This window comes from Rhodoferax sp. OV413, from assembly GCF_945881795.1.
In the GTDB taxonomy this organism is placed as follows: domain Bacteria; phylum Pseudomonadota; class Gammaproteobacteria; order Burkholderiales; family Burkholderiaceae_C; genus Allorhodoferax.
In genome coordinates this window covers 21,045-35,508 of sequence record NZ_CAMCVG010000001.1, presented here as the reverse complement: position 1 = coordinate 35,508, position 14,464 = coordinate 21,045, and the positions used below count along the sequence as shown (strand labels likewise).

Here is a 14,464-nt window from a genome sequence, read left to right as displayed (position 1 = left end):
GGCACTCAGTCTCCGAACATTTTTTGCTTGAGCTCGCGGCGCTGCTGCGCCTCCAGCGACAGGGTGGCCGTCGGGCGGGCCAGCAGGCGGCCCACGCCGATGGCTTCGCCGGTCTCGTCGCAGTAGCCGTAGTCGCCGGCGTCGATGCGGGAAATAGATTGCTCGATTTTCTTGAGCAGCTTGCGCTCGCGGTCGCGGGTGCGCAGTTCGAGGGCATGCTCTTCTTCGATGGTGGCGCGGTCAGCGGGATCGGGAACCACGGAGGAGTCTTCGCGCAGGTGTTCGGTGGTTTCGCCGGCATTGGCCAGGATGTCGCGCTTCAGGGCGGTGAGCTTAAGCCGGAAGAAGGCCATCTGGACTTCATTCATGTACTCGGCATCCGGCATGGCCAGGACTTCAGCGTCCGTCAGTTCGGCGACCGGCTTGCTCTTCCAGTTGTTAGCGAGTTTGGCGTCTTTTTTCACGATAGCAGGAATCACGGGAACGATGCGCGGAGCGGACTCGGTCTGGTTGTAGCTGGCCTTGGCAGCCGTGGAGGCAACCGACTGGGCCATGGAAGGTACGGTCAACTGCGCCAGGCGCGATGAAGGGCGACCGGCCTTGGCCGGCACGGGCGTGCCCGCCACGGGCGCCGCACGCACTGCCGCGGCGGCAACGGGTGCTGCCACGACCTTGGCCACAGGGATTGGTTTTTGCGCTGGGACCGCTGCCTTGGCCTTGGGCTCGGGGGCGGCACTCTTTGCAGGCGCTTGGGGCGAGGCCTTGGCTGCAGCCTTCACCGGTACCTTCACCGGTGTCTTGACCGCAGGTTGGGCCACAGTTTTTGCTACAGGCTTGGCGACCGGCTTGGCTGTTACTTTGGGGGTGGGCTTAGCTACAGGCTTAGCCACGGTTTTGCTGGAAGTGGATGGCACAGGTTTCACAGCGACTTTGCCGCTCGGTTTGGTGGCGACAGGCGCTTTCGAGGGCGCTTTGACAGGGGCCTTCACGGCCGCTTTGACAGCGGCCTTGGCAACGGGTTTGGCAACAACAGCTTTTGCAGCGGGCTTTGCGACAGGCTTTGCAACGGGTTTGGGGGCCTTGGAAGACTTCACAGCTTTCTCAGCCACTCTATCAATGGCTTTCGCAACTGCTTTCTCCGCTGCTTTATCAGCTGTCTTGGCGAGTTTTTTCGGGGAGTCCGCTTTAGCAATACCCTCGGAGACCGCGCCTTTTTTGGCTTTCGAAGCGGCTTTACCCGAGTCTTTTTTCACCGTGACTTTTTTTGAGGATTTCGATTTCACTGTGGGTCTCCCGGCAGGTAGATCCTGCGCATCATCGCTGGGGGCAGCTGTCGCCGTGACGGATTCCGAGGCTCCGTCAGAGCGGGTTTCTTCGGCGCGCGAGTGTACAGGCTTCGCTGCGGGAAATCCCATGAGTTGCAAAAGCGAGACAAACATATCACTCCCAGACTTTTTTAGTGGCGCGAGTATGCGGTAAGTTCTTGACAGTGTTCTTTCGCGCCATTCGCAACTGCCGGCCGGCTCAGACCAGCGACTGCTCCATGCCCTGCAGAAAAATGTCCTTTGGCAAATCGATGCCGATGAACACCATCTTGCTCATTCGCACCTCACCCGGCGCCCAGGCCGGCCCGAGGTCGCTGCCCATGAGTTGGTGCACGCCCTGGAAGATCACCTTGCGCTCGGTGCCCTTCATATAGAGAACGCCTTTGTAGCGCAGCATGCGCGGGCCGTAGATATTGACGATGGCGCCCAGAAAGTCTTCCAGCTTGGCGGGGTCGAAAGCGCGCTCGGACTTGAAGACAAAGCTCTTCACATCGTCATCGCGGTGATGGTGGTGCCCATGACCGTGGTCATCTCCGTGGGCGTGGTCATGCCCATGCGCTTTTTCATGCGCGTGTGAGGGGTGATCACAGTGCTCGCCATGCGCGTGGTCGTGGTCGTGGTCATCGCTCTTCAAGAAGTCCGGATCGATATCGAGCTTGGCATTCAGGTTGAATCCACGCAGGTCGAACACTTCTTTCAGCGCCACATCGCCAAAATGCACCGCTTTTTGCGGGGCGCGCGGGTTCATGTGCTTGATGCGGTGCATCAGGGCGTCGAGCTCTTGCGGGCTCACCAGGTCGGACTTGCTGATAAAAATCTGGTCGGCAAAGCCAATCTGGCGGCGTGCTTCCTGCCGGTCGTTGAGTTGCTGGGCGGCGTGTTTGGCGTCTACCAGGGTCAGTATGGAGTCCAGCAGGTAGGTCTCTGCGATCTCGTCGTCCATAAAGAAGGTTTGGGCCACGGGGCCGGGGTCGGCCACGCCGGTGGTCTCAATCACCACGCGCTCAAAGTCCAGCTCGCCTTTGCGCTTTTTCTCAGCCAGGTCCTTGAGCGTGGTGCGCAGGTCTTCCCGGATGGTGCAGCAGACGCAGCCGTTGCTCATCTGGATGATCTGCTCGTTGGTGTCGCTCACCAGAATGTCGCTGTCGATGTTTTCTTCGCCGAACTCGTTCTCGATCACGGCAATCTTCTGCCCGTGGGCCTCGGCCAGCACCCGCTTCAGAAGCGTGGTTTTGCCGGAACCGAGAAAGCCGGTCAGGATGGTGGCGGGAATCAAACTCATCGATCTAGCTCCAAAAAATGGTGCACTGCAAAATTTGCGAAGTGCGCAGTGTAGTCAGGAATTGCGAACTCGTCCGTTGGCTACCTAGCGGCGCATCACTACCAGACCCTTGAGGTACTCCCCCTCGGGGAAGGCGATGGTCATGGGATGGTCGGGCGCTCCGCCCATGCGGTCGGTGATAAATCCGTCGACCCCGGCGTCTGAACCGGCGCCAGCCACGATCTTGTGGAACAAGTCGGCGCTGATGCCGCCCGAGCAGCTGTAGGTAAACAGCACGCCGCCGGGCTCCAGGAGCTTGAAGGCCAGGCGGTTGATGTCCTTATAGGCCCGTGCCGCCCGCTCCGCATGCGCCACCGTTGGCGCAAATTTAGGCGGGTCGAGAATGATGGCGTCAAAGCTGCGCCCTTCAGCCGCAAAGGCGCGCAGCGACGCGTTGACGTCGGCGTCCATGAACGTTGCGCGACCGGCATCAAAGCCGTTGAGCGCCACATTGGCACGCGCTTTGGCGATGGCCGGGCCGCTGGAGTCGATGGAGGTCACCTGAGCTGCGCCGCCGGAGAGAGCCGCCACGGTAAACCCGCCGGTGTAGCAGTAGCAGTTGAGCACCCGCTGCAGGCCCAGGCGGCGGGTGGTCTGGGCAAATTTCTGGCGGCTGTCGCGCTGGTCGAGGTAAAAGCCGGTCTTGTGGCCCTCGGCGATGCTCAAGGCCAGCTGCCAGTCGTGCTCGCGCAGCACCAGGTCGGTGGGGCCATCGCCGCGCAGCCAGCCGGTGGCCTCGGACAGGCCTTCCAAGGCCCGGCTGCTAGCGTCCGAGCGCTCGTAGAGTTTGGCAAGGCCGGTGGCCGCCAGGAGCGCATCCGCAATGACCGGCTTCCACTTTTCTACGCCGGCCGAGGTGAACTGCGCGACCAGCGTGTCGCCGTAGCGGTCCACAATCAGGCCGGGCAAGCCGTCTGACTCGCCGTGAATCAGCCGCACACCGTCACTTTGGATATCAAAACGGGCTCTTGCCCTTATGGCGCTTGCGCAAGCAGCTATGAAAAAGCTAGCGTCGATGCGCTGCGCCTCATCAAAACTCCAGACCCGCGCGCGGATTTTGGAGGCAGGGCTGAACGCCGCCCAGCCCAAAAAGCCGCCCTCCGCCGACTCGACCCGCACCGTCTCGCCGCTGTCTCCGCCGCCTTTGGCGATGGCGGACTCAAAAATCCAAGGGTGGCGTCGCAGCAAAGAGCGCTCTTTGCCGGCCCGGAGTCGAATAATTTTCATGGGGGTATTGTCGCTGTCAGCCAATCTGCGCGGGATCAGCAGCACAGGCGCAGAGGGCCGAAAACAAAAAAGGCCAGCGTGTTGCTGACCTTTTTTGAGAGACCCGAATGGGAAAATCTGGAGCGGGAAAAGAGTCTCGAACTCTCGACCTCAACCTTGGCAAGGTTGCGCTCTACCAACTGAGCTATTCCCGCGTTTCAAAGGAGCGATTATATACCGGCGAACGGCTCCTTTCGGCGGAGCGCCTCATGAACACTCACCTGTCAACACTTTGCCTTCAGGGCTTCGGCTTGAGCTTGGCGCGCGGATGGGCCGCGTCGTAGGCTTTGGCGAGGTGCTGAAAATCCAGACGGGTATAGACCTGCGTGGTGCTGATGTTGGCATGCCCCAGCAGCTCCTGCACGGCGCGCAGGTCGCCGCTGCTTTGCAGCACATGGCTGGCAAACGAGTGGCGCAGCATGTGCGGATGTACCGGCACGTTCAGCCCGGCCAACCGGCTGCGGCGCCTGAGCCGCTGCCACACGCTTTGGGCGGTAAGCCGCGTGCCGCGCAGGCCGGTGAACAAGGCTGCCCCGGCACCTCCACCGCCCGCACCTTCACCGCCTCTCGCTGCGCCGCCCACATCACCAGCGTCTGTCTTGCCCTCGCCGGGATTGCCGGCGCCCTCAGGGATTCGCAATGCAAGCCAACGCTGCAGGGCCCTCAAGGCAGCAGCGCCCACCGGCACGCTGCGGCGCTTGGAGCCTTTGCCCAGCACATGGGCCTCGGCGGCTTGCAGGTCAACCCAGCCTTTGGCGTGCTTGCCGGGCCTCACATCGAGCCCGACGAGCTCACCCACCCGCAGGCCGCTGCCGTAGAGCAGCTCCACCATGGCGGCGTCACGGGCTTCCAGCCAGGCGTTGTCGTCACTCTCAAAGTCGGCAAACTGCACCGCGTCGTCCACCGCCAGCGCCTTGGGCAACGGCTTGGGCGCCTTGGGCGAGCGCACATCCAGCACCGGATTGCTCGGGACCCGCCCCTCACGCCCTAGCCAGGCGTAGAACCCGCGCCAGCCCGACAGGATGAGCGCAATGCCGCGCCCGCTGCGCCCGGCGCCATGCATCTGTGCGACCCAGCGTCGGATGTGGTGGTTTTTGACGTCCAGGAGGGCAACTCCGGTGCGCGAGGCCTGCTCTGCGAGCTTGGCGAGGTCCAGCGCGTAGAGCTCTACCGTGCGTTGGGCCAGGCGCTTTTCGACGCGAACAAACTCGAGGTATTTTTCAACCAGTGCGAGGTCGCCGGCAGTCTGATCCATGGATGCGTGACGGGTGATTTACGCGCGCTGGCGACGGCTTTCCGGCCAGAACTGCGCTCTAACGCAGGCGGGAGAGCGCCGCGCTGGCAATCTCGCCGATGCGGGCCAGAAAGTCGGTGCCCATGCCCGCCTGAAAGCGTTGCGCGTCGCTGGAAGCCAGCACCAGCATGCCAAAGGCCGGCGCCTGGCTGCCCGCCACACCACTGCGCAGGGGCAGCAGCGCAAGAGAGCGCACTTCGGCGGGGGCTTCGAGCCAGCCCACCGCCTCAAAGCCGGTGTTCAGGCCGCAAAAGGGCTCGGCAAGCGAGGAGGCAAACACCTTTGCATCATCGGTCACCGCCTGCGCGGCAGGCAGGGCGGCGTAACTCTCGGCCAAACCCCACAGGCGCAAAGCCACCTGTGGCACGGCGAACTGCTCCTTGATTTCGCGCTCCACCTCGAGCGGCAGCTCGGCCGGGTTGATCGTGAGAAACAAGGACCTCGCCCAGCGCAGGATCTTGTCGGAGAGCATGACGTTTTCGTTACCGTGGCGAATCATTTCCATGATGCGCTGCTCCAGCAGCTTGATTTTGTCGCGCAGCATTTCAGCCTGACGCTCCTGCAGGCTCACCGTGCGGTGGCTGTGCGGGCTGGTGAATTGCACCGTGGCCAAGAGCTCGGCATGCCGTTGGAAGAAGTCAGGGTTGTTGGCCAGGTAATTGGCGATGTCGTCTTCGGTGATGGGATTGCCTAATGCGGGGTTCAGTGCGGGGTTCATTGCGTCGGTCATGGTGAAGGTGTGGCTGGGTTGATAGGTTACAGAGGCGCATCCGGCAGTTCGATTTCGCCGTGGAACACGGTAGTCGCAGGGCCGGTCATGAACACCGGCTGACCCTCGCCCGCCCAGGCAATGGTGAGCGCGCCGCCGCGGGTGTGGACATCGACACGCCCATCGAGCAAGCCCAGGCGAATGCCGGCCACCGCCGCCGCGCAGGCCCCGGTACCGCAGGCCAGGGTCTCGCCCACGCCGCGCTCGTACACCCGCAGGCGCACGCTGTCCCGACCCGTCACCTGCATAAAGCCCACATTCACCCCTTGGGGGAAACGCGGGCTGGCCTGCACCTGCGGGCCCCACAGGGCCATCGGCGCGGCATCCACATCGTCCACCAGGGTGACCGCGTGCGGGTTTCCCATCGACACAGTTGCTACTAAAAGCGTAGCTGGTGACGCAGTGGTATCGAGGGCCAGAGGCCAATTTCCCCATGTTCCCATGGGCTGAAGAGTGAGGCCGCTGTCATCAAACGGAATCCCGGGCGGCGCAAACACCGGCGGCCCCATGTCCACCGTAACGCGGCCATCCGCCGTCAGCTGCGGCTCGATCACGGCCTTCATGGTTTTCACACGGATGCGGTCTTTGCTGGTGAGGCCGCGCTCGCGCACAAAGCGGGCGAAGCAGCGCGCTCCGTTACCGCACTGCTCGACCTCGTTGCCATCGGCGTTGTGGATGATGTATTCGAAATCGATGCCCTCGCCGGGCGACGGCCGCACCGTGAGAATCTGATCCGCGCCCACACCAAAGTGGCGGTCGCCCAGCAAACGGTAGTGCGCCGGCGTCAGGCCCAGCGGGCCTTGGGTCTCGTCAAGCACCACAAAGTCGTTGCCCGCGCCCTGCATTTTGGTGAACTGGATTCGCATGCAATCATTATCCGCGTTTGGTTGCACAATCCGCCGCATGGTCAGCCCTCACCACCTCCTGCCCGGCAATGTGTCGCCGGCCGATGCCTCGCTGGTCGGCGCCTGGCAGACCGATCGTCCTGTTCCCCTGACGCGCCATGTGCAGCGCCTGACCGCCCCCAACCCCGGCGTGATGACCGGCCCGGGCACCAACAGCTATCTGGTCGGCGAGCCCGCCACCGGTTACACCGTCATCGACCCCGGCCCCGCTGACCTGGACCACCTGCGGCGCCTCTGGCAGGCAGCGCTGTTCGAAGACGGCTCCGGCGGAAACATTCTGCGCATCGTCTGCACCCACTCCCACCCAGACCATGCGCCCGGCGCCGCGCCCCTGAAGGCCCTGTGCCAGGGTGGCCCACCGATTCTGGGCCTGCCCTCAGCGCCAACAGCGCGGGCCGCCAGCGAGTTCAGCCCAGACAGAGTGCTATCAAATCATGAGCTGCTCACGCATATCCTGCCTGCCTCAGACGCCGAAAACACCCTCAATCCGGCGCACACCCTGAGGGTCCTGTTCACCCCCGGACATGCCGCCAACCATCTGTGCCTGCTGCTGGAGGACGAGGGCCTGCTGTTCAGCGGCGACCACATCCTCAACGGCAGTACCACCGTCATCGACCCGCCCGACGGCAACATGCACGACTACCTGAACTCGCTCGACGCGCTCAGCGCCGCCTGCTCCGACCAGGCGATTCGCTACATCCTGCCGGCCCACGGCCATGTGATGGACGGCGCTCTGGAAGCCATCGCCACACTCAAGTCACACCGCCTGCGCCGCGAGGCCAAAGTGGCCGCCGCCATGCAAGCCCTGCCGCTTGCCGGACTGGACGATTGGCTGCCCCTGGCCTACGACGACGTCGAGCCGCGGCTCTGGCCGGTGGCCAAACGCTCGCTGCTCGCGCACGTGGAACGCATTTACGCCCTCGCCAACCAAACAGGCCGCCCATGAGCCGAAGCACCCTCAAGCTCCAGCCCAAACCGGTGGCGGCGCAAGCAATGGCTCCCCCAAAAGCAGCGCAGAAAAATGCAGGGCCGCCACAAGCTGACAAACGCCCGGGCCCCCCAGGCCCTCGGACCAGCCCCGCTCGCACTAGCCCTCCTCGCACTAGCCCCCCGCGTAAAGCGCCACACCCGCAAGCCGCCGCCCCGACACTGCCGGACACCGGCGAGCGACTGTCCAAAAGAGTGATGCAACTCAAAGGCTGCTCGCGCAAAGAGGCCGAGCAATACATCGAAGGCGGTTGGGTGCGCGTTGATGGGGCATTGGTGGAAGAGCCCCAGCACCGCGTAGACCACCAGACCGTCACGCTAGACCCCGAGGCCAGCCTGATGGAGCTCACCGCCGTCACTTTGGTGGTGAACAAGCCCGCCGGCCACACCGACGGGCTGGATGAACCCGGCCGCAAAAAAGCGCCCCCGGATGCCCGCCAACTGCTCACGGCCGCCCACCACTGGAGCACCGACCCCAGCGGCCAGCGCGTGCTCAAGCGGCACTTTCAGCATTTAGAGGCAGACGTGGAGCTGGAAACCGGTGCCAGCGGATTGGTCGTCTTCACCCAGGACTGGCGCACCACCCGCAAGCTCAGCGAAGACATGGCCACCATGGAGCACGAATATCTGGTCGAGGTGCAGGGCGAGGTCGCGCCCGAAGCGCTCAAGCCCATAGGCTACGCCCTGAAAGATCCGCGGCTCACGCTGCCTGCGGTGAAGGTGAGTGTGAGCAGCAGCACGCCCGAGATGAGCCGCCTGCGCTTCGCCGTGAAAGGCTCACACCCCGGCCTGATCGCCTACTTGTGCGAGACCGCGCAACTGCAGATGCTGGGAATCAAACGCGTGCGCCTCGGGCGCGTCTCCCTGGCCGACCTGCCGGCCGGCCAGTGGCGCTATCTGGCGCCGTGGGAGAAGTTTTAGCCTTACAGCGGAACGCGCAGGCTCAGGCCCACCGTCCAGTTCTGCGGCAGACCCGGCTCGTAGAACTGCAAGGCCGATTGGTTCACGATGACCGAGCCGACATAGCGCTCGTCGCTCAGGTTGTTGAGCCGCGCGTAAGCGGTCAAGGACCCCTTGCCCACGCCCCAGCGCTGGCTGGCGCTCAGGTTGAACACGGTGCGGCCATCGGCTGACTCGGTATTGCTGTCATTGGCATAAATACGGCCCGACTGCACCATCTCCACCGCCAAGCGCAGCCCATTGGGCGTGCGGCTTGCACCGGCCGGCTGGCTGGTCCAGGCCAGTTCCGAGTACACCGAGGTTTGCGGAATGCCAGGCATCTTGCTGCCGGAAGCCACGGTCGTCGTGCCGGTGGTAAAGGTCTGTGAATACTGCGCGTCAATCATCGCGGCCGACGCAGTCAAGGCGATATGCGGGGTCCACTGGCTGCTCGCAGACAGCTCCCAGCCACTGCGGCTGGTACCCGGTGCATTTTTGAAGGAATTCTGCCCCTGGCTGCTGCGCTCAATGACGATTTCGTCGGTAGTGTCGATTTGGTAGTAAGCGAAATCAACCCGCGAGGTCTCGGTCGGCGCCCACTTGGTGCCCAGCTCGTAATGCCGGCTGGTGGATGCGTTGAGCGCCGTGTTGAACTGGCCCGACAGCAATGTCGTGCTTCCAGCCGTAGGCACATACGCCATTTCGGCCAGCGTAGGCGTCTCAAAACCCTTGCCATAGTTAGCATACAGGTTCAGGCTGTCGGAGGCATGGAAGGTGACGCCCACCACTGGGCTGGTAGCCTGGTACGACACATTACCCGAGCCATTAGGGTCGCCGCCGCTGGTGTAATAGTCATCGCTGATGAAACGCACCGTGCTGTTGCGCAGGCCCGCCGCGACCGACACCTTCTCGGACAGCGCGGCCGTGCCTTGCACAAACAAATCGCTGTTCTCGGACTGGTTGTCCTCGCTGCGGGTGTTGGCGCCGGTTTTTTGGCCCGCCGGCGAAAGACCACCCACCCGGTATTCCCGTGAGCGGTCGAACTCGTACCCAGTGACCCACTCCACTGGCGTGTCGGCCACCTTGGTGCGGGCGTTGTACTGCAGGCCCACGCCGTAGTAGTCGCGGGTCAAGCCCACCCATCGACTTGACGACAGGTACTGGGTGTTCTCGCGGTTGCCGTAATACACGCGGCCGGTCAGCGACTGGTCTTTGTCCAGCGCATAGGTAGCCGAACTACCGACCTGGTTTTGCGCCACGATTTTGCGTGTCAGGGTGCTAGTGGCATTGGTTCCCGCGGCAGACGGATCTTGCTGAAGCTGGGCCCGGGTCAAACCCAGCGGGTCGCGGGCCAGCGGCATATCAAACTGGTTGAACACCAGATTGACCTTGAGGTCATCGTTCAGGTCCATGGCGAGCTTGCCGTTGAACTGCTTGCGCTCGGTCGTGCTGTTGGCGCGGTAACCGTCAATGCTCATGGTGCTGTAGTCGGCCACGATGCCCACTTTGCCCACCGTGTCGCCAAACTGGTAGTCCGCGCGGTGCAATCCATAGGAGCCCACGTAGTACTGGTAGTCCACCGTGGGGGCGTCGGGTGCGGGCTTGGTGAATGCTTGAATCACGCCGCCCGAGGAATTGCCATACAGCAGAGCCAGCGGTCCGCGCAACACCTCAATGCGCTCGGTAGACGGCAGGCTGATGCTGGAGCCCTGGCCCTGACCGTCGGGGGTGCTGGCCGGAATCCCGTCAATCAACAAGCGGATACCGCGAATGCCAAAAGTCGCGCGGGCGCCGAAGCCGCGGATCGAGAGCTGTAAGTCCTGCGCGTAGTTCTGGCGGTCCAAAATGGTCAGGCCAGGCACTCGCACCAGAGACTCGGACAGGTTGACCTGCGGACCGGCGTCTTGAATGACTTCGCGCCCCACGCTTTGCACCGCAGCGGGCGCGTCAAAACTTTTTTGCTCACTGCGTGAGGCTGATACGACGACTTCCTGCAGGGTCTGGGCCATAACGCCAGCGCTGCAGCAGGCGGTAATGGTGGCAATAACGATAGGTCGGAGTTTCGGATGGGCCCGCATGATGGTGTGTCTCGCTCTGGATAATTTTCGGGGTAGGAGCGCGCGAATCTAGCAGCTTCAGCCCCGGTAATATCTAGGTAGTTATCAGGGCACCTACGAAGCCGGGGGAAATGTGTGGCGCACTTGGCATGGCACTTGCGCCGTGTTTAGCATTACAACGGTGAGACAAAGTTCCCTCGCAGGAGCAACCAACAGCACATGAACCCGCGCCTTCTACTGGGCCGTTTTACCGGCTTGCTCTTGATATGGTGGGCTTTTTCATGCCACGCGGCCGCCAACAGCGATGTCACATTGCGGGTTGGAGTGCTTCAATTTGGAACAGTCAACTGGGAGCTGGATGTCATTAAGGCCCGGAATCTGGCGCAAAAACGTGGACTCAAGTTCAAGGTCGTGCCGTTGGCATCGGGCGATGCCTCTACCGTCGCCCTGCAGGGGGGCGCGGTCGACATGGTCGTTTCCGATTGGATTTGGGTAACCCGCCAGCGCGCCGAGGGCAATAACTTCACCCTGGTGCCTTACTCCAACGCAGTGGGCAACCTCACGGTCAAAGGCGACAGCGCGATTCGCGGAGTGCCGGACCTCAAGGGCAAGAGAATCGGCATCAGCGGCGGCGCCTCGGACAAGGGTTGGCTGTTATTGCGCGCCTATGCGATCAAAAAACACGGCATCGATCTCTCCACCTCCGCCCGGCCCGTGTTTGCGGCACCACCCCTTTTAAATGAGCTGGCCTTGTCAGGGCAGGTGGATGCCGTGCTTAACGTGTGGCACTTCGATTCGCGCCTCGAAGCCAAAGGCATGGGCCCCCTGATCCGTCTTCCTGAGATTTTGGCCGGCCTGGGCATCGATAAGCCCATCCCGTTGGTGGGCTGGGTCTTCCGTGAAGACTTTGCTGCCAAGAACCCCGACGTCATGGAGAAGTTTTTCCAGGCCTCCATGGAGGCCAAGAGCCTGATGGCCACGAATGACTCCGAGTGGGAGCGACTCAAACCCCTCATGCGCGCCGAGGACAACGCCACCTTTGGAGCGCTGCGCAACGGTTACCGCAGCGGCATTCCCCAGTGCTTAGAGGCTGACTACCTGAGCAACGTCGGCCAGGTTTTCAAGGTACTCGCCGAGAGCGGAGGCGAAAAGCTGGTCGGTAAATCGCGCACGCTGAGCGATGGCACTTTCTGGAGCGGGTTCAAACTTCCGGTATGCCCGAAGAACTAAAGCCCCCCGCACCCACGCAAGACGCGGGTTGGTCGCGCGTCTGGCCGCTGCTTGTGCTGGTCGCGCTGTGGCAGTTGGTGGCCATGCAAGCGCAAAGCCGTGTTTTACCCACGCCGGTGGCTGTCTGGGGGGCGCTGTGGGCCGAAATCACCTCCGGCAGCCTGCTGTTTCATTTGGGCAGCACCCTTACCCGGGTCGGGCTCAGCTTTGTGCTGGCCATGGTGCTGGGGGTGGCACTCGGCATCCTCATGGGCCGCTCCCGCCGCTGGGACCGGCTGCTCGACAGCTTCCTGGTGCTCGGGCTCAACATCCCAGCGCTGGTCACCACCATCCTCTGCTACATCTGGTTCGGCCTGACGGAGGCAGCCGCAATTGCGGCGGTGGTCGTCAACAAAATTCCGATGGTGGCGGTGAGCCTGCGCGAAGGTGCCCGCGCGGTCGACACCAGTCTGCTGGAGGTCGCCGATGTGTACCGGCTGACCCGCTTCCAACGCTTTACTAAGGTCTATCTGCCGCAACTCTACCCCTACCTGTTTAGTTCCGCGCGCAATGGCCTGGCACTGATTTGGAAGATTGTGCTGGTGGTGGAGCTGCTGGGCCGCAGCGATGGCGTGGGCTTTCAGATCGGCAGCTTTTTCCACTTCTTCGACATCACGAGCATCCTGGCCTACACCTTGGCCTTTGCGGGCGTGATTTTTTTGCTGGAGGCGATGCTGCTGCGCCCCCTGGAAAACCGGCTTAACCGGTGGCGGGGTTGAACATGTTGTCGGTAAACATTCAGGCCAAAGCGTTTACCAACGGGCATTGCGCCCTGCGCGATCTGGCCTTTACCGCCCGCGCGGGCGAGTTTCTCGCCATCGTCGGGCCCAGTGGTGCAGGCAAGAGCACCCTGCTCAAAATCATCAGCGGGCTGGACACCGATTTTCAAGGCACGGTGCAGCAGCATGCGCAAGCGCGTCTGGGTTTCATGTTCCAAGAACCACGCCTCATGCCCTGGCTCACCGTCGCGCAAAACCTGCAGCTGGTTGACGCGTCTATGGCCGGGGAGCGGCTGGCTGAGGCCCTGCATAGCGTGGGCTTGAATGACTGCGCCATGCTATTTCCCGGCCAACTCTCGGGCGGCATGCAGCGTCGCGTAGCCCTGTTGCGCGCCTTCAGCGTTGCGCCGCAGCTGCTGTTGATGGATGAACCTTTTCAGTCGCTGGATGCGCCCAATGCGGAGCAGCTGCGCGGCCACCTGCAGTCGCTCTGTCGGGCCACCCAACCCACCGTCCTGTTCGTCACCCACAACCTCTCTGAGGCGCTGGCCTTGGCAGACCGGGTGCTGTTTTTGACCGCGGGTCCTTCTCGCGTGCTCCTGGAGCTGCCGGTCACTCTGCCGCGGCCGCGCAGCCAACACGACCCGGCCGTTCAGGCCCTGCGGCACGAGCTACTGACAAAGCATCCGGATTTACTCAAGGGCGCGCTGTAGCCGACGACGCTGCCTCACAGATCTTGAAAAATGCCTGCTCCAGTGTGGCCTCGCCTGACTGGGCAATCAGCTGCGCGGGCAGGCCGTCAAAAGCAATCTGCCCCTGGTGCAGCACCACTACGCGGTCGGCGTTCACCACTTCATCGACCAAATGCGTGGTCCAGAGCACCGCCACCTCGCCGCTGCGGGCCAGCGCCTCGACGGAGCGCATCAGGTCGTGGCGCGAGGCGGGATCGAGGCCCACGGTCGCCTCGTCCATCAGCAAGAACTTCGGCTTGTGCAGCAGCGCGCGGATCAATTCCACCTTGCGCCGGTTGCCGCCTGAGAGCGCGCGCACTGCCACTTCGGCCTGGGCCTGCAGCCCATGCTGCTCCAGACCCGCAGAAATACGCTCTTGCGCTACAGACCGTGGCAGGCCGTGCAGGTCGGTGTGAAACAGCAGGTTGGCCCGCACACTCAAATCCAGGTCCAGGGAAGCCTGCTGAAACACCACGCCCAACCCTGCCAGGGCCTTGGACGCGTCCTTGCGGATATCAAAGCCCAGCAGGCTGAGGTCGCCCTGCTCGGCCACAAAAAGGCCACTCAAAATCTGAATCAGGGTGGACTTGCCCGCACCGTTAGGACCGAGCAAGGCGACGAACTCACCCAAGCGCACCGAGAGTGAGACCGACTTCAACACCTTCTTGGCGCCGTAAGACTTTTGCAGCGCGTGGGTTACCAGCACAGGCTGGCAATTTTGGGGAGAGCGGTCAGGGTTTGTCATGGCAGTTTGAGTCTACGTGAGTCAGCGGGGTGTGAGCACATTGAGCACAATGTGTGCCGCATCTTCAGCGATGCGACCTGGCCCCCAGCTGGCATGAGTATTGCTCAGTGTTCGCTTCCAAACCTACAGGAGACACC

At 62.8% G+C, this 14,464-nt stretch carries 12 protein-coding genes, 1 tRNA gene and 1 pseudogene; 5 read left to right on the top strand and 9 right to left on the bottom strand.

Annotated elements, in window-relative coordinates; all coding sequences use genetic code 11:
• Positions 1 to 5: 5 nt before the first annotated feature.
• The 7 genes from dksA to dapF all read right to left on the bottom strand — a co-directional run bounded on the left by dksA (position 6) and on the right by dapF (position 6,841).
• Positions 6 to 791: an RNA polymerase-binding protein DksA gene (dksA, locus tag Q0O05_RS00165; RefSeq protein ID WP_293659766.1), complete on the bottom strand. Its 786-nt coding sequence runs from the start codon at positions 789 to 791 to the stop codon at positions 6 to 8.
• 733 nt (positions 792 to 1,524) lie between these two features.
• Positions 1,525 to 2,607: a GTP-binding protein gene (locus Q0O05_RS00160; protein WP_293659711.1), complete on the bottom strand. Its 1,083-nt coding sequence runs from the start codon at positions 2,605 to 2,607 to the stop codon at positions 1,525 to 1,527.
• Positions 2,608 to 2,691: 84 nt separating this feature from the next.
• Positions 2,692 to 3,873, bottom strand: a complete 1,182-nt coding sequence (locus Q0O05_RS00155) for a class I SAM-dependent methyltransferase (RefSeq protein WP_293659709.1) — start codon at positions 3,871 to 3,873, stop codon at positions 2,692 to 2,694.
• A 118-nt stretch (positions 3,874 to 3,991) separates the two neighbouring features.
• A tRNA-Gly gene (locus tag Q0O05_RS00150) sits at positions 3,992 to 4,067 on the bottom strand.
• An 83-nt stretch (positions 4,068 to 4,150) separates the two neighbouring features.
• Complete coding sequence (locus tag Q0O05_RS00145) at positions 4,151 to 5,167, bottom strand: tyrosine recombinase XerC (protein ID WP_293659707.1); 1,017 nt, start codon at positions 5,165 to 5,167, stop codon at positions 4,151 to 4,153.
• Between the two features lie 58 nt (positions 5,168 to 5,225).
• Positions 5,226 to 5,936 (bottom strand): DUF484 family protein, encoded by a 711-nt coding sequence (locus Q0O05_RS00140; protein ID WP_293659705.1) that lies wholly within the window; start codon positions 5,934 to 5,936, stop codon positions 5,226 to 5,228.
• Between the two features lie 26 nt (positions 5,937 to 5,962).
• The gene (gene dapF, locus Q0O05_RS00135; protein ID WP_293659703.1) at positions 5,963 to 6,841 is read right to left on the bottom strand and encodes a diaminopimelate epimerase; all 879 of its coding nucleotides are present in this window, start codon (positions 6,839 to 6,841) and stop codon (positions 5,963 to 5,965) included.
• Positions 6,842 to 6,944: 103 nt separating this feature from the next.
• Between dapF and Q0O05_RS00130 the strand changes: the two are divergent.
• Positions 6,945 to 7,826: pseudogene (locus Q0O05_RS00130) on the top strand (MBL fold metallo-hydrolase); the annotation flags it as partial.
• A gap of 203 nt (positions 7,827 to 8,029) precedes the next feature.
• Positions 8,030 to 8,788, top strand: a complete 759-nt coding sequence (locus tag Q0O05_RS00125; RefSeq protein ID WP_293659764.1) for an RNA pseudouridine synthase — start codon at positions 8,030 to 8,032, stop codon at positions 8,786 to 8,788.
• Positions 8,789 to 8,790: 2 nt separating this feature from the next.
• Here Q0O05_RS00125 and Q0O05_RS00120 read toward each other — a convergent pair whose 3' ends face one another.
• Positions 8,791 to 10,884, bottom strand: a complete 2,094-nt coding sequence (locus tag Q0O05_RS00120) for a TonB-dependent receptor (protein WP_293659702.1) — start codon at positions 10,882 to 10,884, stop codon at positions 8,791 to 8,793.
• A 198-nt stretch (positions 10,885 to 11,082) separates the two neighbouring features.
• Between Q0O05_RS00120 and Q0O05_RS00115 the strand changes: the two genes are divergently transcribed.
• From Q0O05_RS00115 to Q0O05_RS00105, 3 genes are read left to right on the top strand one after another with little or no spacing between them, the layout of a single operon-like run.
• On the top strand, positions 11,083 to 12,093 hold the full coding sequence (locus Q0O05_RS00115) for a transporter substrate-binding domain-containing protein (protein WP_293659701.1): 1,011 nt from the start codon (positions 11,083 to 11,085) through the stop codon (positions 12,091 to 12,093).
• On the top strand, positions 12,078 to 12,851 hold the full coding sequence (locus tag Q0O05_RS00110) for an ABC transporter permease (RefSeq protein ID WP_293659700.1): 774 nt from the start codon (positions 12,078 to 12,080) through the stop codon (positions 12,849 to 12,851). Before Q0O05_RS00115 ends, Q0O05_RS00110 begins: the two co-directional genes overlap by 16 nt.
• A 2-nt stretch (positions 12,852 to 12,853) precedes the next feature.
• Positions 12,854 to 13,564 (top strand): ABC transporter ATP-binding protein, encoded by a 711-nt coding sequence (locus Q0O05_RS00105; RefSeq protein WP_293659699.1) that lies wholly within the window; start codon positions 12,854 to 12,856, stop codon positions 13,562 to 13,564.
• Here the strand turns inward: Q0O05_RS00105 and Q0O05_RS00100 are convergent.
• Positions 13,548 to 14,327, bottom strand: coding sequence for an ATP-binding cassette domain-containing protein (locus Q0O05_RS00100; protein ID WP_293659698.1), 780 nt, complete (start codon positions 14,325 to 14,327; stop codon positions 13,548 to 13,550). The genes Q0O05_RS00105 and Q0O05_RS00100 overlap by 17 nt on opposite strands.
• Positions 14,328 to 14,464: the final 137 nt, after the last annotated feature.